This window comes from Paractinoplanes ovalisporus, from assembly GCF_016834655.1.
GTDB classification, from domain to species: domain Bacteria; phylum Actinomycetota; class Actinomycetes; order Mycobacteriales; family Micromonosporaceae; genus Actinoplanes; species Actinoplanes ovalisporus.
In genome coordinates, this window is the sequence record NZ_JAENHP010000035.1 from 19,911 (window position 1) to 46,158 (window position 26,248).

The window sequence follows — 26,248 nt, forward strand, 5'->3', positions numbered from 1 at the left end:
CGGGTGTTGGGGGCCGGATGGAGTACCTCGATGCCTTGCGCGACATCGGCCTGCATGGCGCGGCCGCGTCGCTCGCACTCACCGAGGCCTACACCGCCGACGGGCCTGACCAACAGCAAGCCGCGCTGAATGCACTGGCCCGTCACGTCGAAGACACAGCCGCCGCCGTCAGCCGCACGCTGGCCGACTTCAAATGCGGGGCTGTCTGATGAACCGGAGATTTGTACTCGTTGGTGTCGTCGCTGCGCTCACGGCCGGAGGCTGCGGAGTGAGTTCCGAGAAAGAGCCGACCCCGCCCACGACGTACACGGTCCCGGCTGAGCCGTACGGGGACAACGAGGACGGCGCACGTATAGCCCCCAGCGTGCCGGCGGCGAGGGCGGCAGTCATCGCCGCGGTAAGGTACGTGACTGCATGGGCGCGACCTGGCCTTTCCTGGCAGACGTGGTACGACGGGGTTCGCGAGTCGGTCATCCCGCAGTACGCCCGCTTGCTTGCGGACACGAACCCGGCCAACATCCCCGCGCGAGCCGTGATTGGAGCTCCCCGTGCACTGTCGGCAACGACTACAGTCGTGATCGTCGCGATACCGACCGACGCTGGTCCTGTTGACGTCACGGTCGTCAATCGGGACGGCCAGTGGCTGATCGCCACCGTCAGCCCAGCCTCGTCATGAAGTTTGGTGCGGCGTTTGGCTCGGCAGGCATGTTGCTGCTGGCGATGTGTGGTCTCCCGCTTGCCGCCGTGCTCGGCGACAACGCGGCTGCGGCCGTCTGCACCGCCGCTGTGCCGGGAGCGAGCATGCAAGCACGTACGCGGCAAGGGCCGGTCGGCCGTTGGCCCAGCGCCCAGGTCGACAATGCCGCGCTCATCGTCTCCGTCGGCCAGAACGCAAAGGTTCCTGCCCGTGGTTGGGTGGTCGCGGTGGCGACGGCGATGCAGGAGTCACGGCTGACGAACCTGGGCGACCTCGGGGCCCGCAATGACCATGACTCCCTCGGTCTGTTCCAGCAACGTCCCAGTCAAGGTTGGGGCTCACCGGCCCAGCTTCTTGATCGCGTCTATGCCAGCACCGCGTTCTACAAAGCGCTCCAGCGCGTCCGAAGCTGGGAAGCCCTACCGATCACCGTCGCCGCACAGAAGGTGCAACGCAGCGCCTACCCCGACGCGTACGCCAAGCACGAAATCGACGCTGAACGCATCGTGGCCGCGGTGACCGGCGCCGCCTCGATCACCGAGCTGCCGAGCGCAAGCCTTGCTGACTGCGGCCCGATCGCGGCCGTCTCATCGGGCGGCTGGACCCGACCGGTCGATGCCCCAGTCGTTTCTGGTTTCCGCACCCCCGGGCGGCCAACTCACCAAGGAAACGATCTCGGCGCGGGACGCAATACCGTCATCCGAGCAGCTGCAGCCGGCAAAGTCGTCTTCGCCGCTTGCGACGACGACACCGGCAACTGCGACATCGACGGCAGTCCGTCTACCCCGGGCTGCGGCTGGTTCGTAGAAATACTGCATGCCGGACAGATCGCCACCCGCTACTGCCACATGGTCCGTAAACCCGAGGTGTTCCTCGGGCAGCGTGTCTCCGCAGGTGAGCCGATCGGGCTGGTCGGCACCAGCGGTCACTCGTCCGGACCACACCTGCACTTCGAGGTACACATCGACGTCACGTGCGGCGCCGTTCGCTGTCGGCTGTCAAGCGCCAACGCCATCGAACCGTCCGGGTTCATGACGGCGCGTGGCGCGCCCCTGCGCGGTCGGCTATGACCGCGGCCTGGCTCGGTGTCGCGGTAGCGTCCGTCGGACCGCTGCCACTACCGAACGGAGACCCGATGCATTATCGGTGTCAGGCGGGCGGCAAGGGCCGTCGTGACTAGCTACAACGGCTATGTCTCCGGGCGTGACGGTGTACGGGAAAGAACCGTGTCATCGCCTTCTGCGCACGACTTGCTCTACCACGTTGCAGTACTCGTTCGGGCGAGTAACCACTTTCGGCGGCATCTGGAGCACGCTGTGCTGCGCGATGAACGCCTGACCTGGGCCAGCTATGACGTGCTCCAACTTGCTGCGGGTCGGCGCCCAGTCGACAGCCGCATGATTGCCGACGTCACCGGTCTGGCCAAACCCACCGTGACCCTCGCCGTCAAGGAACTCATCACACGAGGGCTGATCTGCCGTCTCCCTCGGCCCGGTGATCACCGGCGCAGCGTTCTCCAACCCACTCCCGCTGGCCTGAGGTTCACTCTGGAGCTGCGAGCTCGCATGTCAGTCGCACTGACCGAGCTGGTCGAGCATCCAGCTGGCGAGGCCCAGAACAATGCCGTTGTGGCGTTCAAACGCTGCGTCTCGCCCTGACTGGCTTGGTTCGCGGAGTTTGGGCACCAGATGTTCGCTACTTTCGGCACCACTTCGCCAGCACCGCTCGCCGCAATGTCCGCGAGAACCGGCACCACCTGCGGATCATGTCCACCGGGTGGGCGCCAATGACCACCAGAATCCCGCTCACGCTGCGTGCGAGCGATCATGAATCCGCTTGGAGCGTGGACGCGCGGATCTGCCGAGATGAGTGCACCTGTGAACTGGACATAGAAATCTTCGTTGTCCTTTCCTTTCGTCAGCCTATTGAGCTGTCAGAATCTCGACACCGAATTCTGCGGCCCACTGCCGGATAGGTGCCTGAACATCTCGATACCAGTACGGAAGACGGATCCCCCCTTCGCGGGTGACTAGCATCGTTTCCGGCGTCCCGAAGTCCTGGAAAAGGCCGTTAGCGAGCCGCCAAGTTGCTGCGACTAGGCCGGGCCCGTCAACCGCCAAGTCATCGAGGTCCGCGACGGAGTCGGAAGTCACATTGCCCTCAATGAATCCACGGCCGACCGGCTCATTCGGCCATCCGACGCTAGATACCAACATCAACTTTGTTGGTGTGCGAGTCCATACGGTGGCCTGCATGTTCGCTAAGCCGCCGGCACCTGCGGTGTCGCGGGCATGCCTGCCGAGGCGCCGTAATCCCGTGGCTATACCCATAACCAGCTGGTTACTGTCGACGAACCTTTCTTGTCGCTGGACGTCATCTCGGGAGACAGATTCGACGCTCTTGGCGAAGGCGCCGCTGCCGTCTGCGTGTAACTCGCATACTTTGTTCGTGGTGGGCTGACTGATTTCGGGCGAGCTGGTTGCGACGAGTCGACGCCGGCGCACGGTGGACTGCATGAAGCCGCCCATCGGGATACCAAAGGCGCTGAGCTGGCGGCTCGCATTACCGAGCTGGAAAGCGTCGAACGCTGCGGTATCAATCGTCATCTCCCCGGGCATGTCAGGAACCAGTGTGATGACGACGAAAATACCTTCGCTCGCGAGCCGTGGGAGGAGTTCGGCCTCGATGGTCGCAACTCTTGCGAATTGATCGGCGAGGCCAGCGAATCGAACCCGGTACGCTTCCGCGATCTCCGCCTCGCCGAGCCAAATTTTCTCGGTGCCGACCCGCCTCGGGTAATACCTGGCACTTCCCTGCGGGGAGTAGGCGTGTGGCGCTGCGGTCGAGCGGGCAACCCAAATGATGAGGAAGCCATGGCCAGGATGTTCTGGGTCTTCAACGGGGATGACGTCGAAGGTGGGAGCTGGGTGAAGGTTGCCATATAACGTCTGGCGGAGACGCTGACGCTCGCTGTCCGAAACATCCACGGGACTGTAGCTGGCTGCGCGGGCCTGATCGTCCTCTTCAATGCCGATGACGATGACACCGCCGCCAGCGTTGGCCATCCCGCCGATGTCGCCGCACAAGTCTTTCTTACCCCTGTCCCCGGACGGGTAAGTGTCCCGCTTGAAGTCGAGGTCTGGGCTTTCACTGGCGTTCGGGATGAGACCACGAACCTGGTCGAAGGTGAGATTCGCGTTGATAGGGCCACCGAAAAGGCTTTCGAGCCTCCGGTTACGCAGTGACTGCATCGGATGATGATGTACCTGCGGCCCAGGACTGCGCAAAGCCGTTCATCCCGCCGCCAAAGCGCGGGCCAGAGGGCGATACGGATGAGCTCCGGTCGTTGGCGGCCGCTCGCCCGCAGCGTCAGTTCGCAACGCCCACCAGTCCAACCGGCACCGGCCTTCGACGCGGTCCCTTGGCCTCGTCGTCTCGCAGCGACCACGCAGATCGCCAGCGGAGGGCGCTCGCGGCGGCTTGATCACGTGCACTCTTCTAGCCGCCGACCGTGCGCGCCAGCCGGCGGAGATCCGTCACGCTGAGTGGTCGCCATCCGAGCGCGGTGTTCCCTGAACTGCCGAGTTCAGTGCGTTCATCGGCGCGCCGATGGCGCCATGCCCGGGCGTGATTCTCTGCGCGCGTGATCGCTAGCACGAGCAAATCTTCAAGCTTGTCAGTGTCGAGCCGGCTAACCGCGCGCCCTGACGCCGTACAGGTGAGCGTGCCGCTCTTCGGCAGCGCGTACACCGCCCCGCGGTCAGAGCGATACGGCGGTGAGGGCGATGCCGGCCACAAGCAGCAGGCCCGGCAGGAGCAGCCAGAATTGTCGGGTGCTGCCGCTCAGGCCGCGGGTCCAGCGATAGAGCGGGGTTTGCTGATGTTCGCGGTCCGAAGTCGCGAGCAGGGTGCGTATCGACCGCGGCTCCCCGGCGAAGTGTTCGTCGTCGAGGGTGGCGCGCAGCAGCATGGCCCGGCGCCGGTTGCGTTCGTGCAGTTCGGTGTACCCGGCCGCGAAGATCAGCCCGATAGCGCCGACGATCGTGATCATCGCGCACGGGATCAGGTCGGCCCGATCCACGCTGCCGTCCCGGACCACCGCCGCCACCAGGACCGAAGCGATCACGACCATGAAGTTGACAACGGTGGAGCGCAAGGTCTCGGCGTGCCGGGCGTGCGCCTGCAAGTCCGTGTACAAGCCCCACAGGAGGTCCTTGCGCAGCTTGACCGCATCCGGGACGTCTTCCGCCATGCCGCCGTCCTCCACGTGCATAATCAGTCACTTCAATCGATGGCCCGCCGTCTCTAGATTGACGGTAATTCCTCTCTGGGGAAAGGCGAGGGCATGACGGAAAGCCGGCTCGAGCAGTGGGAACCGTGGGCTCAGATGCTTGGCGAGGTTGGCGCCCGGGCGCTGGCCCACGGCCTAGAGGCGACCTCTTTCACGCTGGAGCACATCCGGTGGTTCAACCTGGGTCGCAGCGGCAGCCCGGTCGCCCTGGTGGTCCGCAAGGACGGCTCGGCGCACGATCAGCTGGTGCTTAAGTTCGTGGATCCACCCCACGTCAACCAAAAGGTGCTGAGCCTGCGCGAGGCGTGGAACAAGTCCGACCCACAGTTTCGCCAACGGCACCTGGTCGAGGTCGTGGAGCCAGTGGTACAGGCGGGACGGTCGAGCGCGGTCTTCCAGCGGCTGGCGTACGGCGAGCTGTCGGCTTCCCGGCCGTTGGAGGATCTGCTCGGGATGAAGGGCTTCCGCAAGGCCTGCCAGGTGATCATGCAATCCGTCATCGCGGAGTGGAACGACAACAGCTGGGAGATCAGCTCGGACCCGCGGCTGGTCACCGTCGGTGCGGTGCTCGGCGCGATGGTGGGCCGCAAGGAACGGCGCGACACCGCCGTGGCTTGGGTGCACCGGTACGGCCCCGACCTCGGCGGCACGAACCCAGCCGACCTGCTGACTGGCCCGGAGTCCGGCACCGAGCTGCGCAAGCTGCTGATCGGCAGGGCGCACGGCGATCTCAACGCCCGCAACATCCTGGTCTCGGGCAAGCCCGGCGACTACGTGCTGATCGACTATGACCGGTTCCGGCTGAACGCCCCGCTGGCCCGGGATCCGATGCATCTGCTGGTCACGCTGGCGCTCGACGAATGGCAGTACCTGGCGCCCGCGCTGCGTGACGAACTGATCACCGTGTTCGTGGATCCACGGGACCGGGCGGCGAGCGAGCGGGTCCGCTATTACCGGGCGGTGTCCGCGGCGACCCGCGACGCGTGCACGTCGAGCGCTCGCGGCAGCGGCTTCGTCACCGAGTGGAACCAGCAATGCCTGCTGGGATTGGTCGCCGGCGCCCTGCTGCACATCGGGCGCGACCTGAAGAAGAATCGGAAGTTGACCGCGGGCCAGGAGCGGGAGGCCAAGGTCTGGTGCTACCGGCTCGCCCAGGCGGCGGCCGAACGCTACCGGCGCGAAGCCAAGCCTGCCCCCGTCGTGGCCAAGCCCCGGCCCAGCGGGCGGGGCGGCCGCGCCAGCCGGCAACAGATGGTGGACCGAGTAGCGGAGAGTGAGTTACTAAGCCGTCGCCTGACCGACGGGCCGCCCGGGGTCACCGTCCTGCGCGGCGCCCGCGGCGTCGGGAAGTCGGTCCTACTCGACCGGGTGCTCCACGAGCGCTGGATCGGCGCGCCGACGGTTGTCCCGCACGAAGTGACCGCGCACTGTCGGCTCGACCTCAGGACCCTGACCGGGTACCTCGAGAAGGTGCTGCGCGGGGGCGTGAAGCAGGAGCGGCCGGCCGCACCCGCCTCTTTCGTCGCCCTGGAGAATGCGCTGGACGAGCTGGGGGAGCGGCCGGTGGTGATCGCCGTCGACGGCGCCGAGCACCTGCTCGATCCCCGATCAGGGCGGCTGGCCGACGTGGACCTCGACGAGGCCCTCGAGATGATCGACCAACACCCCGATCACCGGGTCGTGGTGCTGCTGGCGACGCGCCGGGAGCTGATCTCGCCGGGGCACCGGTTCTGGCAGCGCCACGGCGCGGAGTTCGGTCTCGACCGGTTGGAACCGCCCGCCTTCCTGGAGTTCTTGGAGGTGATCGACCCGGACGACATGCTGGGGGTGCGGCGCTCGGACAAACGATGGCAGGGGCACTTCTGGGCCGGAGTGCAGGGTAACCCCCGCAATGCCGAGCTGCTCTTCGCCACCAAGTTTCTCGATGACCGCTTGAACGTCCGGCGGTTCATCGAGGGGCTGCTTACCGGACCCGCGGACGACGTGCCGGACACCATCGTGCGGGCGCTGCTCGACTGCCTGACCGAAACGCGAACGGCGGTTCTGGAGGCGGTGGCGGCGCTAAACACGCCGGTCGAGGCGGCCACCATCGTGGCGCTCGGCCCGGAGTCCGAAGATCCGGAAACCCTGACGGACGCGCTGTCCTGGCTCGAGGCTAGACGGGTGGTCTACCGTTCCGAGGATCGGCGGTACTGGCTGCCGGAGGACGACGCCGACGTGGTGCTGGAGCGGATGGCGGAGCGTGCCGACGGCGCGGGGCAGCGGGTGGACCTGCTGTGCCGGGCGGCCAACCGCCTGACCAAGCTGCGGACCAGGAAGCCCGCCGAGGTCGGCGACCTTCGGATCCATTTCGCGGAACTCGGTGCGTTGCTGCGCGCCGGTCAGTGGCGGTCGGCGTACTCCGTCGTCGAGGGCATCGATAGGATCGTCGGCCCGTGGAACGCCCGCCACCTGCTGCTGGAGCAGCGAACGACGCTGCATGAGCAGCTCGGGGACGCGCACCTGGAGATGTGCAACGACATCGCGCTCGGCGAGATCCACCGGGCTCAGGGCCGCTTCGCCGAGGCCGACCAGGCGTTCGGCCGCGCGCTGGGCAGTGCCAAGGCCCGCGGCGACGACCGCAATCGGCTGCGGATTTACGTAGACTTTGCCTCGCTCAACCTGACGTTCCACCGCACCGTGGAGGCGGCGGGCTACTACGAGCTGGCGCGTGACGAGGCCACCCGCCGCGGCGACCTGGTGACCCGGATGGGCGCGCTGGAAGGGCTGGCCGACTGCCACCGCCGGCACGGGGGCTTCCGGGCGGCGATGGGGCTGGCGCTCGAGGCGTTGAGCGTACCGTCGCTGGAGGGCTTCTCGCGCCGCGCGACCGACCGTGCCTTCGCCGCCACCCGTGTCGCGGCCCTGCGCACCAAGCTCGCCCGGTGGTACTCGGAGACCGGCAAGTGCGAGGACGCCCGCCGGTTACTCGCCGTCGCGGCGCAGGAGGGCGGGGCCTCGCTCGCGGCCGGCCTCGTCGTTGAGGCCGACCTGCTGTTCGACGAGAAGAAGTTCGACCGGGTCGAGCCGCTCGCCAGCCGCGCCGTCGCGCTGGCTCGGGAATTGGACGACCTCGTCGTGCTGACCGCGGCCCGCACGACGCTGGGCGTGCTGGCGTTGCGCGACGGCCGGTTTGATTCGGCTGGCAAGGAGATCCGCCGGTTGAGTCACTACCCCCGCCCGAGAGGCGGGTCGCTGATCATCCCGGCGATGTCGGCGCTGGTCGAGCGGGGCCTCGGCAGGGCATCGAGGGCGGCCTTCGAGGCCCTGCACGACGAGGCGCGGGAGCGGATCGGGTCGGATTCGGACGACTTCGCCGCCTACGACTTCCTGGCCTTCGCGCTGTGCGGGCTTGCGCTGGACGGCGCCGGCGGCCTCGAGTCGGCCGTGGCCGCCGTGCGCGACGCACGTGCCGCGCAGCATGATCCGGCTCCGGCGCTCGTCGACCGGATGGTGGTGTTGGTGGAGGCGCTGGACGCGACCGGCCGGCCGCGCGGGCAGCTGCGGCCGGTCCTCGCGGCGCTACCGGGCGGCTGAGGGGTCGACCGTCCGCAGCAGCCCCTGCTGTTGCGCCTTCATGATGGCCTGAAGCCGGTTCGCCGCGCCCATCCTGCGGTAAACGTCCTGCAACAGCCGGAACATGGCCCGCTCGGAATAGCCGACCCGCTCGGCGAGCTGCGCGACCGTACCGCCGGCCGCGAGCGCTTCCAGCCACGACACCTGGTCGGTGGTCAGGGTGCCGCCAGCGGCGCCGGTGGTGGCCGCCGCGATCCCGGCCGCCACCGCGACCGGCATGAGCACCTGGCCGTCGAGCACCGCCTCGATCGTCCGCAGCAGGGTGCCGCCGGTGGCCGCCCGGGACAGCACCGCCCGGGCGCCCGCCCGCACCGCGTGGGCGCCGAGCGGGCCGTTCTCGTCGTCGAGCAGGACCACCACCCGGTGGCCGCCGGCGACGAGTCGATGGATCGGCTCCCAGTGGTGCGGGGCCGCCACGGTCATCACGACGACGGCGGATTCCCGGCTGTTCGCCCACCCCAGCAGGTCGGCGGGTGCCTCCGCCGCCATGTGGGCGGTGGCCAGCGCGTGCACGACCCCTTCCGCGAACATCGGCAGCGGGTCCATTACGGCGATTTCGACCGGCACGGGCGCCCGGCTTCCTTCCTCACGGGCGGAACAGGCCATCAGCGTAGGTGGCGTGGATCGAGGTGACGACCCCCGATCGTATGGCAGCAACCTGTCATCCGAAGTCATAACTATGCCGGGACAACGTCGTGGACCCGCGTCCCCGCCGCTCCCTACCGTCGAGACCAGGCGGCAGAGGAGGACATCGTGGTCTACGACGACGATCCCGCGGAGCCGGTCTACATCCCGGTCTACGACGAGGATCGACCCGACGATCCCGCACTGGTGTTCCCGCCGAGAACCCAGGACGAGTACGACCTGATCGCTGAGATGGCCAGCGAATACGAGGAGTGGGACGCGCTGCGCATCCACAGCGAACTGATGCGGGAAGGGGCCGAGGTGGAGCTCGGAGCGGTGCGCTACGTCGTGGCCGAACTCGAGGAGCGGGAAGCGGGCTTCGAGCAGGGGTTCTGACGAGCGTTCCGGCGGAAGCCGGCGGCCAGCTTCGCCCAACTCGGACCGTGCCGGCAGGCTGCTGCCCGCCGCCGCGGACGAGTTCTTCGCCGCCCGCCGCCCGCCGCCTGACGCCGCCGGGCCGCTCCGGCTCGAAGGCCGGCTGGAGGCGATACGCCTGGCCGCCGGTAGCTGGCCTGGCGCCGCGCGTGAGACCCGCACGACACGGCAGCGTGCTCCCAGTCGCCACCACCTCCTTATACGTTCCCATCACCGACCTTGAACCGGGCGTACGAGGCCGTACCCGAGACGATCAAGTACAACGGCGAATGAAAGGTGTTCAGTTCCGGAGTCGAATCTGGTAAGCAATCTTGACGGAAACATGAGGACCGCCACCGTAATCGACCGTCGGTTCGACGTCGAGGACTTGGCATAGGACATGCCCCGTGTTATTCCGGAAAACCGCGATGTCGCCAATACCTACTTTGGCAAAGTGGCTGCCGTAATCCAGTGCGTCCGGGTCGTCTATTTCGTCGAACTTCCTTGCGTACCGAGCAAGGGCCACCACGCCGGGGTGTCCCGCGTTCGCATACACCGAGTCGGCACCACAAGTCCCCCAGCGCGTATTCCAGCATGGTGAGTCGATGCTCTCATCGACGGAGAAAACGTACTGTCCACCATTTTGCGTGTGGTCGAACTTTGCGACCCCTTCGAGGCCGTTCCGGCGAAGGAAGAAGCCCTCGAAGCGGGCGGTGATTAACTCCAACTCATCTCGGAAGTCGGCGTCGAAATCCCAGCAATGGATACCATTGTCAACCAGGGCCCGCCAGCCCAACCGGTATACCTGAGGGTTAATATCGTATCTGCCAATGTATACGTCCGATACTCCCGCTCCGGCCAAAAGGTCCGCGCAAGGGACCCGGCCGGTGCGCGAATTGGAGCAAGGCTCCAGAGTGGTGAACGCCGTTGCGCCATGAAGGCTGATACCCTGATCGTTCGCCTTTTTGAGCGCGACCTGCTCGGCGTGTAATCCGCCTGGCATCTCCCCGCGGGAGCCGGAGCACAGAACTTCTAGGTTGCGCGCGATGACTACTCCGACGCGCGGCTGGCCCTCGGGTGATTTAAGTGCCTCATCCACGGCGAGGCGCATGAACCGCCTGCGAAATTCTGCATCCACTTCGCCATCATCTCATAATCGAGAGCGCGGGTCGAAGCAATGCGATCACTGATCGAGTAAGATGTATTCTTTAAGGCGCGTTTATCATGGCATGAAATCGCAGGGCCGACTGCTGCAACGGCTCGCAATCGCCGCCAAAGCAACGCGCTCATTTGCCGCCGTCCGTGTTTGACGGTGCAATGCTTCGCCTTTGACGAGCGGTTCAGCGTTGGGCGAGCGCCTCGTTGACCATTGCGCGCTGAGCGACGGCAACCCGGGGCCGCGCTGACCAGCCGATGGCCATGATCCATGACGTGGCTCGTCAGCGGGTCAGGAGTACTGCCTGGAGGAATTCCTCCGGTTGCTCGATGTGGCCGAAGTGCCCGCTGTCCGGCAGGACGACCAGGTTGGAGCCGGAGATGCCGGAGTGCAGCATCCCCGCCCAAGGCTGGCCACCGATGAAGTCCTTCGCCCCGGCGATCACGACGGTCGGGGCTAAGATCTCGGCCAGCCGGGGCCGCAGGTCGAACGGCGCCGGGTCTTCCGCACCGGCTGGTTCCGACCAGACTCGCAGATCCTTAACGAACTGGGCGAATTCCGCACGGCGGGCCCAGTAGTCGGCGAAGTAGACCGGGATGGTAATTCGCAGCCCTGCGCTGAATCCCTCGTCGTCTGTGGCTGATTCCGCCTCGTGGAACGCCGCAGGGATGGCGGCGGCCTCGGGAACGTCCGGGTAGCGGTTGGGATAGGCGGCCACTCCGGCCATCGCCGCGGCCCAGAAGTCCGGTCCCGTGACCGGCGAGGTGTCGTAGAGGATGAGGCCGGCGATCCGATCCGGGTTCTCGAGCGCATAGCGTAGGGCGACGAAACCGCCGTACGAGTGGCCGAGGACGTGCACCCGCGGCTCGGCGAGGTGGTCGATCAGGGCAGTGAAGTAACGAACATAGGTGTCGAGCACGTACCCGGCTGGGTCGGCGAGGCGGTCGGAGGTGCCGGTGCCGATCGGTTCGAGGTAGACCATGGTGAAATGCCGCTCGAGCTCGGCCGACCGTAGGTAGCCGGCGTCCATGCCCGGACCGCCGGAATGCGCGACACACACCGGTCCTTGGCCGGCCACATGGTAGACCTGCCTCACACCGTCGACGGTGAACTCGTGGGTCGAACTCAAGACGCGTCTCCGATCCAGTTTGAGCGAGTCGCTCCCGATTCAGTGATCCTGCTGGGGAGGGTACGCACGGAGGCGGGTCGGCGGACAGAAGCTGCCGCGAGCAGTACAACTCCGGATCCGGATCTGCCGCAGACAAGGCGCGCGCCGGGCTACCGGACTCGAACCGGCTCATACCTCGCGGTCGTCAGCACAGAAGCGCCGATAACGGACTTTCCCATCCGCCTTTCCCGGCGTGCCGCACTAGGCTGGTCGCCGACCAGCAACGATGCATGAGAGGCTTCTGTGCGTGCGCTCTCTTGCCGCGGCGAGAGGCCGTTACCGCGCTCGGTTCCAGAGTGGCAACCCCATCGAAGCGTCTAAGACGGCTCGCTCAAGTGCCACTGCGGCCTGCCGGTCCGCGGTTGTCGCCCATCGGATGTGTAGGTCGGACCACCGTAGAGCGTCTTGGGCCCACACCGCAGCGCGCTTCTGCCGGCCCGCGAGGAGTTGCTCAAGGTGCTCTTGCACGAAGGCCACATCGGCGAGCGCACGGTCCAGTACGGCTTCTCCGAGGCCGCTTACGGCTCCCTTGCCTCGGCGATACACCGTCAGCCGTCCCCGAACGCCTTGCCCACGACGCTCGCCGGCCATCCCGACGTAGACCAAAGCGCCGTGCTGCCCCTGCCGAGCGAGGTAAACACCGGGCAGGCGCGGCGCGGACGTTGCTGCATCGTGGAACGGCAGCCACGGTGACCAATCTGCGAGTGGAGCTAAAGGATCGCTGGTAAACACCGAAACAGCATGCCGCAACCATCTTCGCCAGAGCTTGCGCCAGACACATTCATTTGCCGCCGAGCGGGCGCGCTAGCAGAGTCATCGGCTCACGTTCCGTGGTGGAGCCTTCTGTCGTCTATCTGCATCCACATGAGCTTGCCCACGCTGATACGACGATCGTCTGCCACGCACCGGGTGACGTCCTTTTGTCCGAAGGGCGCGGAGGACAACACCGTTTGGCGAAGGATTGTGACGGTTTGGTGGCGGCCATTCGGCGATGGTAGTTACAGAATGCAGGCGTGAACGATGGAGGATCATGAAGCAGGTCTGTCGGCGCTCTTGCCTCACCATCACGCTCCTTCAATTTGGAGGCGGCAACGATGCCCCGCTCTTCGATCGGCCCTGAAGAGGTCACCGCCCCAGCCCCAGACACGCAGCTGTTCCGGTCATCACCGGCATGGATGTTCCTCGTCATCTTCGTCGCGGCGATACCCGCCGCGACCGCTGCGATCTTGCTGCTCGGCCTGCTGGACGGTGATAGCGCCAGCTGGCGCCGGATCGGCGAGGCGGTGGGAGAATCGGTGCCGTACTGCCTGCTCATTGCCGCCGGGGCGGCATGGCAGATCCGGCGTCGGCGTACCTGGGTGCGGATCTCTTCCGGCGGTATCGAACTGGCGGCGGACGGGGGTGACCCGATCCTGCTCGACTGGTCCGAGACGTCTTCCGCGCAGGTGCGCCGCCGCGGGTTGTGGGCCGTCCTCGACGTCGTCCCCACCGACCCCGATTCTGTCCGCAGTACCGACCCGCACCGGGACCTGCCGCGGTTGCGCGATACTGCGGACGGGACAGCCTTTACTGTCCCGGTTGGCAGTCTGCGGCCTGGCCCAGCAGCTTTGCGGTCCGCGCTCGTCCGCCACCTGCCCACCAACCCGCTTGAAGACGACCAGCAGGGGGAGCCGCGGTGACTGTCCGGAAGCGGTCGTGGCTGGAAATAACGCAGACACCCGCGTGGGGGTTTAGTCTGGGCGGATTGTGGCTGGTCATCGCCGTGTTGCAATGGGTAGCGCTGGTGGGCGACGACGAGTACGGGGCGCGAAGCGTCATTTTCGGCGTGGTAGCAACGCTGGCCGCGATCCTCTACTTGGGTCAGGCGTTTATGCGATTACGACGGAATCGACTCGGCCCTCGGTGACAGTCTCGCAGCGCTTAGCCAGGGGCGCGGTTACTGAACCTACGAAGTGTCGTCCCTTCTTAGAATGCCTCCGTAACCGACATGGCCGTGCTCATTCGGCATGGCCGTCCTGATCTGCCACGAGTCGCGCATGAGCGGGCTCGGTAAGCGGGACAGGACCTGCGGGGCGGGGCATCTTTCTAAACGCTTACGTTTTGGTGGCAGCCGGCCGGAGTAGACGTGTGCCAGGATTTCGCTTACCAGGAAAGAGTCACCGTGCGCACGATGCACTCGGCTAGGACCAGCGCTGCCGAGACCACGACCGTAGCAAGGGCTGCGGTTCTCCCTCGACGGCTAAGCCAAGCCGCGGCGGCAATGCCTGCGCCCCATGGCAACCCGTACAGAAGTCCGTTCTGCCCGACCATGGTCACCGACCTGAACTCCACCCTGAACAAGGCCAGCGCCAGGGGCAGACCCAGCGCGACGAACAGAGCCACCACCACATAAGCCGGCTTCTTAGGCCGAACAGCGCGCCATCCGCCGGCCGGCTCGCGCCACAGCAGCGCTGCAGAGATACAGGCGGCTACTGCCCCACCCAGCGCCACCACCGCGGCGAGCCCAACCACCCAGGCAAGATCAGTCTGCCGCATGCCCGCGCTGGCTCCGGACGTGTTAAACCAGTCCCGCACCGCCACGAGCCCGTGACCGCACAACTGCAGCGCCAGAACCAACGCGCTCGCCGCCGCAGGACGCCTCCACTGCGGCCGGACCGCCAACACGATCCCAACTGCCGCCACGGTTGGCCACAGCAGCCACATCACCCAGAAGTACTCCCATAGCAACACCCAGCCGCCGACGCCGGTGAAAACCCGGCCCGGCACCGCAGCGGCGGCACCAGCAATACCCGCGCACGCCGTTACCGCAACCCCTGTGACCACCGACGTCACTGGGCGATCTGCCGGCACATCCTTTTGAACGGTCACCGCTACCCCCGCCATCGACTAACCCTCCGGAGAGCAAACGGCCAGTGAGCGGCCTCGACACGCCATGATCTAACTGATGACTCGAACGAGGTTTATGCATAGCGGCCGGTGTGCACGTATCCAGATTTGCCACTGTCCATGCATGGCAGCCGTCGGCGAGCTGTCACGCGACGTCACGCACATCGGGGATGCTCAACACACGCTCATGCCGAATTGAGTGCATCAGGGCAGCCCGCTGCGGGCGGCGGATTTAGATCGGTGCTCCTCAAATGGCTTGGTTTTCGGGTCTCGAAATCTTCTGATGACAGGCACCTTGAACTCCGCTAGCTTGGCCGGATGGCACCCCTCGACAAGGACGAACTCGTACGGTCCGCCAAAGACCGCGCCAAGACTTCTATTGAACATTACATTTCTAGGGATTGGGGACGTTTTTATGTTGACGCCGCAGTTTCACTGGAGCACGTGTCAAAAGCGCTTCTAGCCTCACATAATCCGGCACTACTTATCGACTTGCAGCGAAAAGACTTCGACTCACTGCTTCATCTTTGCGGGCTGGGAATGCACGCACGCACTGCATCACCCAAGACGATTAGCGCTGCGGAGGCAATGAACAGAGTTCGTCGCATCCTACCCGGACTATCCGCCCAAGAGGAATCCATCCGGAATCTCATCGACACTCGAGATGGCGTGATCCACGCGGGATATCGTCCGCAGCAATCTACTCGCGACTCTCTTGTGGCATTCCTGACAGCTAGCAACGACATATATGAAGCGCTCGGCGTCCCCTCGGCAGACAGATGGATCAGCCATCATGACTACATCGAGTCCGTTCTGGAACTGGCGTCTTCCGGCATCGAAGATCTTGTCCAAAAGAAGATCAAGAAGGGAAGAGATGCATTCGCCATCGTGTCGGCTAGCGTGTCGGCACAGCAACTGGCGGAGATTGTACGGACGCGAACTAACGCCGCAGCCTTCCCGACTGATGAGGAGGAGGCGTTTTCGCATGTCACGTGTCCTGCCTGTGACTGCAATGCAAACTGCGCGGGCGGATTCGACATCGACTGGGACTTTGAAAGCCTCGAAGAAGAAGGCGAAACTTACTATTCACCCAATCCGAGAGTGATCATCTACCCGCGCCGGGTGGCATGTCCCGTATGCGGCTTGAAGCTGGACGAGCCGAAGCAGTTAGCCGCTGCCGAGATTCCCGCTCAATGGGAGGTCCCGATCGACGCGGTAAGCGAAGAGGCATTAACGGCGCAGATGGAAAGCCAACCGGGCGAGAGCGAATAATACAAAGTCGGCCCAACCGGAGCAGTGCGGCGTAGTAAATTGGATGATTCGAGGCAGTTGGACCGAATGGACACGTCGAGATCTCAATTCGGATAAGCAATGACTCCCCAAGTGCCGCGAACTCAAAGCTTTCAACTGCCGAGCAGACGGCGGTGCACTGTTAGCTAGCCGGGGTCTTTGCTATCCAGTCGGAAGCTCGGGAGTGACTCGCTGACCGAGTCCGGAAAATGTCCGGATACATGTGGCGTACCCGCCTTTGCCGTGGAACCCGTACGCCGACACACGCCGGTGTCGAGGAGGTCGGCCCGCGTGACGAACCCAATTCCGATCCTGACCTCGGCTGAGAGGACCGCTGGAGGGCTGATGCTTTGGGGTGACCTCCGGAAGGTTGGGTTTACAGGGCGGAGCGCAGTTGCTCGGTTCCGCGGGCCGCGAACCGGCTGACGATGTGTTCTACCCGGATTCGTTGCTGCTCGCCGGCGTTCGCGGCGGTGTGGAGAACCGTTTGCATGTCGTCGAGGCTGCGGGCGTAATCCCAATAGGCCGGGTCGTGGTCGAGCCACAACTCGAAGATGTCGAGGCACACCGCAGGGTGCTGCGCAGCGTGTTCGGTCATCTTGGTCAGCACGCGGGCGCTCGGATGGAATGTCGTGTCCCTGGACATCGCGGCGTGCAGCTGGGCGAGCGCCCACGCCGGGTCGAACGCGTCGCTGAGGTACCAGGCGTCGATGTTTCCCAGCTCGTCAGGGGCGGCGGCCGGGTCGGCACTGGCGAGCCGGAATTCCCACAGCGTGATAAGGCGTTCGCGGCGCTCGGGCTTCAGCGGTACGGCCGTGGCGAGCACCCTGCCGACGCTCTCGACGATGACCGCCGCTGCGCGCGGGGGCGCCTGCCGGTAGAAGCGGCGCAGAAGCTGGTCGGCGTCGTCGAGGCCGATGTGCCCGAACCAGTATCGGTGACCGAGGTGAAGAGCGAGCCGGCTGGCCCGGTAGATCGCCCACTCGTCTCCGGCCGGGGAGAGCTCGGTGACGGCGCGGTCGTAGTGCGGCAGCAGCATCTCCCACAGGTCGTCAGGCGGTGGCTGGTTGTCGATATAGCCTCGCCATGTCGCCGTCCAGGCCGTCTCCCGTCCGGTCGAGAGGGGCAGGATGTCGGGCAGGTGCTCCCGCGTCCATCCGGCGTCGAGGTGATACATCAGCGGTAGTGCCCGTCCCAGCGTCCCCTGCACTGCGGCCGAGTCGTCGCCTGTGCCGCAATGTTGCTCGACGAGGCTCAGGACGTCGGCCGACGTGGCGGCCGGGTCGACCTGGGATTTCCATACGGCGATGCGAAGTATGACGTGCAGGGCGGTCGAGCGGACAGCGTCAAGCGCGGCCGACGAGTCGTCCCGCTCGATCTGTGGATCGGGATCGGGGTCGAGGCTGGCCGAGCCAACGATCGCCGCGAGCGCGGGCTCGCACGCCGCCGGTATGCCGTCCTCGGGGTAGCTCAGCCCGAGCCCGATCAGGTGCAGGACGTTGTAGCGGGCCCGCCGCCACTGCCGGTCGGCGCGGCTGGTTCGTCCCGCGAACAGTTCCGCGACGGCCTGTTCGTCGATCCACGTGAGGAAGCCGATCAGCGTCGGCCAGTCGAGCGCTCGGTGGTCCGTGGCCGCGACGGCGAAGCCTTCGAGGATCGCGGCAGCGTGCGCCGGCTCGACGCCGATGAGCGCGACGGCGTCCCGCGAGCGCTGCTCGGCGACGGCGACGACGGAGGCGCTCAGGGCCGAGTTGATGGATGATCGGTCGAGTTCTCGCCAGTCCTGCGGCGGTTGCCAGCTCGCGAGGAAGCTGACCAGATCCGTCGTCGACATAGGCTCCAGATCGTTCGCGTCGACCGGGGAATCCCCGCTGCTCCATCCGAAGGTGACCTTCAGCGGCGCGACCGTCAGGTCGGGCGCCGGCCCATACTCGGCGATCAGGTGCTCGTATCGGCTGCGGGCGTCGGCGTCAAGGACGGGCTCAAGCGGCGCCAGCCGATCACGAATCCACCGGTCGGCGCGGTCACGCAGCCCGGCATCGACATCCAGATCATCACCGGTTCGGGTGTGCCGGTCTCGCCAGTTGTCGAGGTCCGGGCCGGCCAGAATGACGGCGACGAGTTGCTGCACCTCGCGCGTCTGCAGCCGGCCGTGAGCATCGGCAAGCAGCAACTGAAACTCGTACGCGGCGCCCTCGTCCGCGAGCAGGCCACGCTCAAGAAGGTAGCGACGGACGGTTTCCGGCTCGCCGTGGCCGTGCTCGCGCACCAGGTGCAACGCCATGCGGCGAAAGATCAGCGCCCGATGCTGCTCCAGCAGGCCGAGAATCTCGTCGAGGGTCGCGGTGCCGGCGGTCAGGAACTGGTCGGCGATCGAGAGGGCCGTGTCCAGGAGGGCATCACGGACAGAGGGGCCGTACGGCTCGTTCTCATCGGTCAGCAGCGACGGCCGCCAGACTCGCGACTGGTCCTCACCGTCATCGCCGTAGACGGTGACCGCGGTGTCGAGCAGGCCGAGGGTGAATTCCATCGCGGGCAGCCCGACCATGGCCGCCACCGTCGGCAGTGCTCCGCGGACCACGCTGACGTAGTCGTAGACGCGGATTGGTTCGTGCCCGCGTCCGGGGACGTCGTTGAGGACGCTGCGGACGAGTTGGTCTGCGGCGTCGGCGTGGCCGGCGCGGGCAAGGCGCAGGGCGAGATCGCCGATCTGTTCGGCGGCGATCATGCCGTACGGACCGGGCACGGACGCCACGATGGTTGGCACGAGCTGTGCGCCGAAGTCGGTCGGCAGGACCAGGGCGACCTTGGTCAGGTCCCAGATCACGTAGCTGTTGTCCGTCGGCGGGATGTCGAGCACGGCCTCGGTCGTCGCCGCCGGGTCCTCGGCGGCCATCCGAACCAGGTATTCCGATTCGGGCCAGCGGTTCAGGGCCAGGACCTGGCCGTCCAGGTCGGTAGTCGGCTGCGGCGGGTTACGGAAGAAGTCCTTCGCGCGCAGCGCGCTGAGCCACGCGGGCGAGGCATGGGTGAAGAAGTATCGTCGGGCGGTCTCGTTGGCGGGGAAGTTCTGCGCGAGACGCTCAGCGTGGTTCTCCGTGGGGTGCTGTTCGGCCAGGAGCAGGTCGAGGTCGTCGAGGACCGCGCGGTAGCGCCGCTCGAAGCGCTCGAGAATCAGGTCGAACAGCGCCTCCATCTGCCCGAAGAAGGCCCGGAAGTCGGCGTCAACGGGGCGGGGGTAGTCGAGGCCGTTGCGGTGAGCGCGCCGGTGCAGGCCGATCGGCATCTCCGGGTTCTGGCCGAGCCAGAACGCCCTCAGCGGGTGCGTCGCGGGAATCTGCAGGTCGTCGCAGATCGCCGCGATTTGCAGGTTTCCCCTGCTTCCTTCTTTGTTGGCTTTCTTGATCTCGCTCGGGTCGACCAGCGTCATGGCGCGCTTTTCCAGGACGGCCCGGATCGCGCTGTCGACCTCCCGCAGGGCGTGACCGACCATGTGGCTCGTCGTCGGGCGTACGGGCGTCTCCATCATCCGGTCGCACGCCTCCCGCCAGAACTCTGCCGCTCCGGGGCTGACTAGCCGTGTCAAACGCCGATGGATGTCGGCCTGCTGTGCTGTCAACGCCGGCCGCATCGCGTCGTCGCCCTGAACCATGACCGCCCCCATCGCCGGTACCGTGCGAGCCGATCGTAGGGGGACGGCCACCAAACACGCGCACGATTTTCCGGTTCAAGGGCCGAGGATTCGACGTTCGGTGGAGCCCGCAGTCGCCTTGTACGAGGCAGGTTCGCCCTTCCGCCCGGCCTACTCCGCCGAATCGGCGACCGGTCGAAGGAGGTGGAGCTTCCGCGGGCCGGCCTCTTCACGACGCGAGAGCGGGGCCGCGCTCTCGCACCGACCCCGGAACGTCGAAGGTCACGCAGTGCGACCACAATGGTCTCATGAACAACAGCCCAGCGGCGACCGCGCGAGACTGGGTGTCGGCCCGCAGCTGGGACCGGTTCGTCGGAATCCCGGAGTCCGCAGTCCTCGATGTGAAGTCCGGCGTGTACCAGCTCGACGACCCCGCCGGGACTGGCGAGCTGATCAAGGACGTGGCGGCGTTCGCGAACAGCCGGGGCGGTCTGCTGCTCGTCGGATTCGGCACGCGGGCCGACGGCGGTCGCGAGATCATCGACGAGGTGAAGCCCGTCCCGGCGCGCCTGGTCGACGTCGACCGGTACCGCAAACTCATCCGCGACCGCGTCCGACCACACGTTCGTGACCTCACCGTCGACTTTCATCCCGTCGATGACGAGCGGGGTGTGCTGGTCATCGACATTCCGGCGCAACCCGAGACGGCCAAGCCGTTCGTCGTGCCCGGTCCCGACGGCAGGAAGACGCCCACGACGGTCGGGGTCCCGATCCGGGATGCCGACGCGACGGTGTGGCTGACTCACGACGGCCTTCAGCGGCTGCTCTCGACCGGCTGGAATACCGAGGGCGGCCCACGAGCGGACATCATCGACGCGGTGAAGAAAGCCGTCGCCGCCGCAGTTCCCGCGCCCGCCCCCGCGCCCCCGCTCCCGGCGCCGACCCATCCCGAGGTAGGCGAAGGCGCCGGACGGCAGCGCCAGCAGTTCACCACCGCGTACGCCGCCGCAGGCGGACAGACCGCCCTCGGGCATCCGACGCAGCCGGTCACCGCGGTCGGCCCCGGCCTGATCCAACCGCTCGCCAGCCGCAACGGCGCACCCGGCCCGGTTCTGACCGTGATGCCGGACCGGGCCGGCGCCGTTGTTCCGAGCGAGATCTGGGAAGACCTGTGCGAAACGGGCGACACCGCCGACCCGCAGGTGAGCATCAGCAACGTCGGCCTGCCCTCGGCCCCGGCCGGTACCCCGCTGGTGATCCGGGCCGACGCGCGGACGGTCGAGCTGGAGGGTGGCCGGTTCGGGCCCGGCCGGTTGGCCCAGGTGTCGCCGGGCGGCCGGTTGCTGTGGCGGCCGCATACGCGCCGCGATTTCGAGACGCACCACAACAACTTCGCCACCGGCGAGCTCACCGAGCTGTATCTGCGCGCCGTTCTCGACGTCGCCTGGCAGAAGTGGACGTACGGGCCGCAGTCGCTCCCAGTCGAAGCCCGGCACCGGCACCGCGACCTGCTCGCGCAGTCCGGCCTCGCCGCGCACATGTCCAGGCTCGTACAACGCCACACTACGGCAGTCGAGACGCCGACGTGGAGCCTGGCCACCGGCTCCGACAGCAATCACTCGGCGATCAGCTCCCACGTCCGCGCCCAGATCACGGAGCCCGACGGCCGGTCGGCGGTGACCGCGAACTCGGTGCTGCAAACCGGCAACTGGCGTTCCCCGTCGTCGGTCCTGGCCACCGTCGACCTCGGCCTCAACCTTCGACATCTCCCGAAGACGCCCGGCCCCGACGACGCGCAACCGACGCGCTATCGCCTGCCGATCGTCGACCTCGTCGACGCTCTGGTCACACTCTGGGAGGCCATCATCGCGCTGCCCGAGCCGCTGGAGCCCGACTTCATCCGGCTGCCGTACGCGGCGCCCCCGTTCGTCGTCTTCTACATACACGCCGGAGCGGCTGCGCCCGCCGACGGAGACGGGGCCGTTGCACGCCAGCTGAATCTGGCGGACGTCTTCGATTTCGCTGCGCTCGGCGACGGCCCGCACAATGTCTCCCGGACACAGACGGCGCTACGCATCGTCGGCCCGTTCGACCCGGACCACGCAGCCCGTCAGCGCCTGGTGGCCGACAGCCTCACCGATCTGGCCCTCGGCTGGGGTTTCCTTGCCGCCGATGTGAACGGTTTGCTCGCCAAGAAGTGCGGATCGCCTGATTAGTTGGACAGCGGCAGAAGCCACTCGGGGGCGGCGGGTGCGCGAATCTGCCGAGAACAGGATACTCGATCATTTCGATGTGTGTGCATCTACCTGCTAGGCGGGTTAGCCTCGACTGAGCTGGCGCAAGTATTGGCATCGACAATCAACAATAGCCACTATGTGCTCCGTTCTCGCCAGCTAGCTGGCGAGCGAATCGACACACCCGGGAACGAGGATCGCCGCTCCTGCGATCGATACGACTTAGGGAGAGATATGCGGTTGGCTATCATCGAGAAAGTTCTGGCTGCCGCAGGGGTTCCTCCTGCATCGAAATCAGGCGTTTATGCCTGGCTTGAAAGCCAGGATAAAAACGCGCAAGTTCTCTATATCGGCGAGGCAGAAAGCCTTAAAAAACGAATAGGCAAAGAAAGTAATTTCGTTCAAAATTTTGTGTTGAACCGCAAAAAAGGGGCTGGACTTTGGGAAGCGTCTGGCTGCGGACTAGAACCAGTATTGGCAGCATTTCCAGAAAGGCGTTGTCTGACGTGGCCGGTCGAAAAGTCAGAACGACGACACGTTCAGACGGCTCTCATCCGATTGTCCGCCTTGACTGGCGGGACGCCCCCAGCCCAGGGGGCAGGGTGGGATTACGATCGTGGTCATACGCATACCGACAGACGCGCAAGCGAGCTGCTGTACACCTGGTTCGCGAATCCGACCGTCACACATTTAGCTGAGCGCAGCCACGCGAATCTCGGGGTTCGCGCCGCTCCGTCGTCGACAAGGGGTCATAATGCTGGCATGACGCAGCCCACCCAGGTGACTAACCACGGCAATGCAACTAAGTACGTTGCTTCCATTGAGTATATAGACGCTATCGCAGATAGCGGTAAGAATAGATTTGAGATTCGTAACCCTACAGGAGGTGGAGATCTCGTTGTCTCCATCTACGACAAGAGCGGTACTCGGGTAAATATGGATGTACAGATCAAGTCGGATGTGGTCGTGCTAACGACTGGGCGCCTGCCAGAGGACTTCAAGTACAGTGTCGTTCTAGTCGGCTAGAGCACGACGGACCTTAGTTGTCATTCAGCTGCGGGATGTGCATTTGCACCCAGACCCAACACACTGATTTGCCGCAGATAAGGGGTGACCTGTCTCAGGCACTGGTCACTGTGCGTGAATGATGGGGCCGGCCGACGATGCCTTAGCGGGTCTCGCTGAGAGTGGATCCTAAACTCACGAACATCGAAATGGGGTGAGACCTCGGCGGTGCCGAAGCTCGGCGACATCTGGTGCCCGAACCTGCGAACAAAATCACCCTGCGTCGGCTTACGCAGTACCAGGATCTTCAAGCTGTTCTTGTGCCTTCCGCTCCAGTTTCGCGCGCTCTTCTGGAGTCAGCTCGCTCCGCCACTGCTGGAAGCGCCTGAACGCCGCGGAAAGCTGCGGACCGTATGCCGCGCTGTTGCCGATCTCCCGAAGTGTTGTTCGCCCTTCGAGCAGGTCCTTCGCCATCTCCGCGAACGCTGGCCCGCCGGCACCGTCACGCAGTCGCTGAAGGTTCTCCTTGACCGCTCGCGCTTCCTGAGCGTTGCCGACCATCCGAAGCAGCTCGTCGTCGATGGGCTGATGGTCGGTCACGCTCATGCTCCAGGTGCCGTATAAGGGGCTGAGGGTAGCTGTACGCCCGAGAGGTCGCCGCCTTGTCCGGCTACGACCATGCCGCCGCCGAAGGCCGCGAGGATGACAGTGCCTGCGGTGTTGATGATCTGGGACGCCTTGTTGACCAGGTCGAGCAATTCGATGACCTGCCAGGCAGCGACGCCATATCCGACTACGGCGCCGACTCCGGTCTCTGCGGTAGCCGTGCCTACAGCGGCCGAGATTCCGATGATGATCGCTTTGTCCGCGATGGCCTGGAGCAGGTTGCCGAGTTGGTTGGAGAGCTGCCATGCGCCCTTCGCGGCTTCGTGATAGCCCTTGGCTGCTTCGTACAGCGCGACCTGTTGCTCGCTGGTGGCCTTCGCGAGATTGGTGAAGTAGTTGAAGGCGGCATCGTTGGCATTGCCATCCCAGGTGGCATCCACCCTGAGGATGCCGCTCTGGATCTGGATGCCAAGTTCCTGCATGTATTGAGCCAGCGAGCCCAAGGCGTCGCCGAACTTGTAGAGCGCGTCCCATTCGCCGGTCAGGGCATCGGTGGCGTATCCGAAGATGTCCACCCCGGTGCTCTTCTCGATGATGTCGTTGACCCAGGCCGACGGGCTGACGTAGTTGAAGATGTCGATCGGATTGACGAATCCGTTGGTAACGCTGTCGTCGGGCTCGGCCGGTGCGACCAGGTAGCGGCTCGGCGCGGTCATCCGATCGCTTCAGCGTTCCATGTGGGGTCGAGGCGACTCGGGGTAAGTCGCGTCGATGCGGGCGGAAGTCGCTTCGTCGGTCTCTTGGTAGCGAGCGCCGATCTCACTGAGCGCCTCCTTCGACCGCAAGAGAATCTCCTCGAGGTTGTCGTGGAGCTTCTGCAGCTGATCCATGAGGTCGGCGTGCTGGCCGGCCAGGCTGCCGATGATCCCTGACTGGTGAAAGCTGAAGTTGCCGTGCTGCTGTATGTAGCTCTCGGCCCGGAAGACGTCGTCGTAGAGGTAGCTCAGCTGGGCCGAGTAGCCCACGATGTCAGCGCCCGCGACCTTGAAACCCATCACTGTCCCAACTGGTAGATGGCGTAGGCCGAACCGATCAGAAGAACCAGCCCGGACACTCCGTACACCAATGTCTTCGGCCAGATCTGCCCGAGTGCGTCGGGATCTGACGTGAGGTGCAGCCTTACAGCGAAGTAGGCGGCGGGCACGAAAGCGCAGCCAGGGAGCAGCGCCATGACGACGTTGAGAGGTTTGAACTCGGCGTCCTGAGCCGCTCCAGAGATGCCGGAGATGAGCACTACAACCCAGCACAGCACGAAGAACAGCACGACCTTGCCAACGAGCCTTCGCGTCTCGATCGCGGACTGTGTCACGCCTCGCTCACCCTTCGTGCCGACCATCGCGCCGACCGTACCAAAGAGAAGCACGCATCGATGTCCGCCGTAGGTTCACCAACATGTGGAGCCCCGCAAGCTTCGGTCCGTCGCCCAGCGTGTACGGGGGTGAACCTTTCTTGCGAGCGTTCGCCTTTGTGCTGCCGTGAGTAGAGTCGATTCCCGCAGCTGACACCGCATCTGCGCCCGCAGGAACCTCGTAAGCGTTAAGAGTGAATCAGCGCCTAATCGTGCGTTGGCGCGCGTACGACGTGCGATGGTGAGGCGGTGAGCGGGCGAATAGTGGTCATCGGCCGCTGAAATTGCAGGTCCCGTCACTATCGAATTCGCAGGCGGGGGATTGGGGCGTACGCCGACGCACGAGTTCTGTCGGTTCGCGCCCCGTGGACCAAGCCTGACAATATCTCCTCAGCATGGAAAGCGACTACGAGGACTGAGTCATTGAGTCGAATGGGGCACCGGGACACTGCGATGGGCGCAGCCGTTCTTCTCGCCGCAGCCGTTCTCGTCGCGAGCTATGGCCAACGGCGTGCTGCCGCGGCGAGAGCCCAGACCGCTCCTACGCTGCTGCCAGCGGCGTCTGCGGCGCCTAGCGAGCGGGATACCCCGTCCGGCACGCCGCTTTTGGACGGCAAGAAGACCGAGTTGCAGGCGTCCTGGTCACAGGCGCGCGGCGCTTGGTTTAGCGCGGTGGTGGGCGCCGTCGCGCTCGCGGCCTCGTTGATTGCTTTGGTCGGGCAAGTGCGTATCAACGATCAGCAGATCGGCTTGAACAGGCAAACCGCATTGCACACCGCGCAGGAACACGCGGCTCGCGTCGCAATCTGGCACACCGACGGTCGATACTCAGACAGTCGCGTCCCGAAAGGCATCGACGTCTTCGTTCAAAACATGTCTCCAGCGGCCCTCTTCGATATCCGGATTCTTGCGGCGACTGACTCTGGGGCTGGGGCTGGCGACGCAGAACTCGACATCGGAACCATCCCTCCGTGCACCACCGTACGGGTCCGGGCAGCTGCACCTGCCTTGCAGCACCTGCGTCGCGTCACAACGGGAAGCGCTTCTTCGGTACCGCTCAAGCTCTACTTCACGGAAACGAACCGGACTTGGTACGCCACCGGCGGGACGCTAGTGCTCAAGAGCAACGACAACGCTGACTGGTTCCCACCCTCGGAATCATTTCCTCACCTGCGGTCCGGCGGCGGCGTCCACGCTACGCAAGCGCCTGGTTGCGGATGACA

21 protein-coding genes are annotated in these 26,248 nt (G+C 65.5%); 10 read left to right on the forward strand and 11 right to left on the reverse strand.

The genetic code is table 11. The features are described 5' to 3' along the window. Positions 1-17: 17 nt before the first annotated feature. From JIG36_RS48590 to JIG36_RS48600, 3 genes are all read left to right on the forward strand, one after another. The gene (locus JIG36_RS48590; RefSeq protein WP_203383735.1) at positions 18-209 is read left to right on the forward strand and encodes a hypothetical protein; all 192 of its coding nucleotides are present in this window, start codon (positions 18-20) and stop codon (positions 207-209) included. 463 nt (positions 210-672) lie between these two features. Continuing rightward, entirely contained in the window at positions 673-1,767 is a 1,095-nt protein-coding gene (locus tag JIG36_RS48595) for a M23 family metallopeptidase (protein ID WP_203383788.1), read from the forward strand. Between the two features lie 246 nt (positions 1,768-2,013). Beyond that, on the forward strand, positions 2,014-2,355 hold the full coding sequence (locus tag JIG36_RS48600) for a MarR family winged helix-turn-helix transcriptional regulator (RefSeq protein WP_203383736.1): 342 nt from the start codon (positions 2,014-2,016) through the stop codon (positions 2,353-2,355). Between the two features lie 264 nt (positions 2,356-2,619). Here the strand turns inward: JIG36_RS48600 and JIG36_RS48605 are convergent, their stop codons facing one another. Further along, on the reverse strand, positions 2,620-3,948 hold the full coding sequence (locus JIG36_RS48605) for an AlbA family DNA-binding domain-containing protein (protein ID WP_203383737.1): 1,329 nt from the start codon (positions 3,946-3,948) through the stop codon (positions 2,620-2,622). Positions 3,949-4,457: 509 nt separating this feature from the next. Continuing rightward, positions 4,458-4,970, reverse strand: a complete 513-nt coding sequence (locus JIG36_RS48610; protein ID WP_236049942.1) for a hypothetical protein — start codon at positions 4,968-4,970, stop codon at positions 4,458-4,460. 72 nt (positions 4,971-5,042) lie between these two features. Here JIG36_RS48610 and JIG36_RS48615 point away from each other — a divergent pair, with 72 nt between their 5' ends. Beyond that, positions 5,043-8,564, forward strand: a complete 3,522-nt coding sequence (locus JIG36_RS48615) for a hypothetical protein (RefSeq protein WP_203383739.1) — start codon at positions 5,043-5,045, stop codon at positions 8,562-8,564. Here JIG36_RS48615 and JIG36_RS48620 read toward each other — a convergent pair. Continuing rightward, positions 8,550-9,170, reverse strand: a complete 621-nt coding sequence (locus JIG36_RS48620; RefSeq protein ID WP_203383740.1) for a helix-turn-helix domain-containing protein — start codon at positions 9,168-9,170, stop codon at positions 8,550-8,552. The two genes, JIG36_RS48615 and JIG36_RS48620, sit on opposite strands and share 15 nt — an antisense overlap. 186 nt (positions 9,171-9,356) lie before the next feature. Here JIG36_RS48620 and JIG36_RS48625 point away from each other — a divergent pair, with 186 nt between their 5' ends. Beyond that, positions 9,357-9,623, forward strand: a complete 267-nt coding sequence (locus tag JIG36_RS48625; RefSeq protein WP_203383741.1) for a hypothetical protein — start codon at positions 9,357-9,359, stop codon at positions 9,621-9,623. Positions 9,624-9,942: 319 nt separating this feature from the next. Here JIG36_RS48625 and JIG36_RS48630 read toward each other — a convergent pair whose 3' ends face one another. Continuing rightward, positions 9,943-10,779 (reverse strand): hypothetical protein, encoded by an 837-nt coding sequence (locus JIG36_RS48630; RefSeq protein ID WP_203383742.1) that lies wholly within the window; start codon positions 10,777-10,779, stop codon positions 9,943-9,945. 301 nt (positions 10,780-11,080) lie between these two features. Beyond that, on the reverse strand, positions 11,081-11,893 hold the full coding sequence (locus JIG36_RS48635; protein ID WP_307873222.1) for an alpha/beta fold hydrolase: 813 nt from the start codon (positions 11,891-11,893) through the stop codon (positions 11,081-11,083). A gap of 1,247 nt (positions 11,894-13,140) precedes the next feature. Here JIG36_RS48635 and JIG36_RS48640 point away from each other — a divergent pair. Beyond that, positions 13,141-13,644 (forward strand): hypothetical protein, encoded by a 504-nt coding sequence (locus JIG36_RS48640; protein WP_203383743.1) that lies wholly within the window; start codon positions 13,141-13,143, stop codon positions 13,642-13,644. 463 nt (positions 13,645-14,107) lie between these two features. Here JIG36_RS48640 and JIG36_RS48645 read toward each other — a convergent pair whose 3' ends face one another. Next, a complete protein-coding gene (locus tag JIG36_RS48645) occupies positions 14,108-14,848 on the reverse strand; it encodes a hypothetical protein (protein WP_203383744.1) in 741 nt (246 codons plus the stop codon). A 321-nt stretch (positions 14,849-15,169) separates the two neighbouring features. Here JIG36_RS48645 and JIG36_RS48650 point away from each other — a divergent pair, with 321 nt between their 5' ends. Further along, a complete protein-coding gene (locus JIG36_RS48650) occupies positions 15,170-16,123 on the forward strand; it encodes a hypothetical protein (protein WP_203383745.1) in 954 nt (317 codons plus the stop codon). A gap of 394 nt (positions 16,124-16,517) precedes the next feature. Here the strand turns inward: JIG36_RS48650 and JIG36_RS48655 are convergent, their stop codons facing one another. Further along, positions 16,518-19,793: a hypothetical protein gene (locus JIG36_RS48655; protein ID WP_203383746.1), complete on the reverse strand. Its 3,276-nt coding sequence runs from the start codon at positions 19,791-19,793 to the stop codon at positions 16,518-16,520. Between the two features lie 287 nt (positions 19,794-20,080). Between JIG36_RS48655 and JIG36_RS48660 the strand changes: the two genes are divergently transcribed. Together JIG36_RS48660 and JIG36_RS48665 are read left to right on the forward strand one after the other, a co-directional pair. After that, positions 20,081-21,988 carry an ATP-binding protein gene (locus tag JIG36_RS48660; RefSeq protein WP_203383747.1) on the forward strand — a complete coding sequence of 636 codons (1,908 nt, stop codon included), beginning with the start codon at positions 20,081-20,083 and terminating at the stop codon, positions 21,986-21,988. 258 nt (positions 21,989-22,246) lie between these two features. Continuing rightward, positions 22,247-23,032 carry a GIY-YIG nuclease family protein gene (locus tag JIG36_RS48665; RefSeq protein ID WP_203383748.1) on the forward strand — a complete coding sequence of 262 codons (786 nt, stop codon included), beginning with the start codon at positions 22,247-22,249 and terminating at the stop codon, positions 23,030-23,032. Positions 23,033-23,299: 267 nt separating this feature from the next. On the opposite strand, the gene JIG36_RS48670 is transcribed toward JIG36_RS48665, so the two are convergent. The 4 genes from JIG36_RS48670 to JIG36_RS48685 are packed head-to-tail and all read right to left on the reverse strand — an operon-like array spanning position 23,300 to position 25,013. Then, positions 23,300-23,617 (reverse strand): hypothetical protein, encoded by a 318-nt coding sequence (locus tag JIG36_RS48670; RefSeq protein ID WP_203383749.1) that lies wholly within the window; start codon positions 23,615-23,617, stop codon positions 23,300-23,302. After that, the gene (locus JIG36_RS48675) at positions 23,614-24,333 is read right to left on the reverse strand and encodes a hypothetical protein (RefSeq protein WP_203383750.1); all 720 of its coding nucleotides are present in this window, start codon (positions 24,331-24,333) and stop codon (positions 23,614-23,616) included. The genes JIG36_RS48670 and JIG36_RS48675 overlap by 4 nt, the downstream gene beginning before the upstream one ends. 9 nt (positions 24,334-24,342) lie before the next feature. Continuing rightward, a complete protein-coding gene (locus tag JIG36_RS48680; RefSeq protein WP_203383751.1) occupies positions 24,343-24,672 on the reverse strand; it encodes a hypothetical protein in 330 nt (109 codons plus the stop codon). Then, complete coding sequence (locus tag JIG36_RS48685) at positions 24,672-25,013, reverse strand: hypothetical protein (protein WP_203383752.1); 342 nt, start codon at positions 25,011-25,013, stop codon at positions 24,672-24,674. Before JIG36_RS48685 ends, JIG36_RS48680 begins: the two co-directional genes overlap by 1 nt. Before the next feature lie 465 nt (positions 25,014-25,478). Here JIG36_RS48685 and JIG36_RS48690 point away from each other — a divergent pair, with 465 nt between their 5' ends. Then, complete coding sequence (locus JIG36_RS48690; RefSeq protein WP_203383753.1) at positions 25,479-26,246, forward strand: hypothetical protein; 768 nt, start codon at positions 25,479-25,481, stop codon at positions 26,244-26,246. Positions 26,247-26,248: the final 2 nt, after the last annotated feature.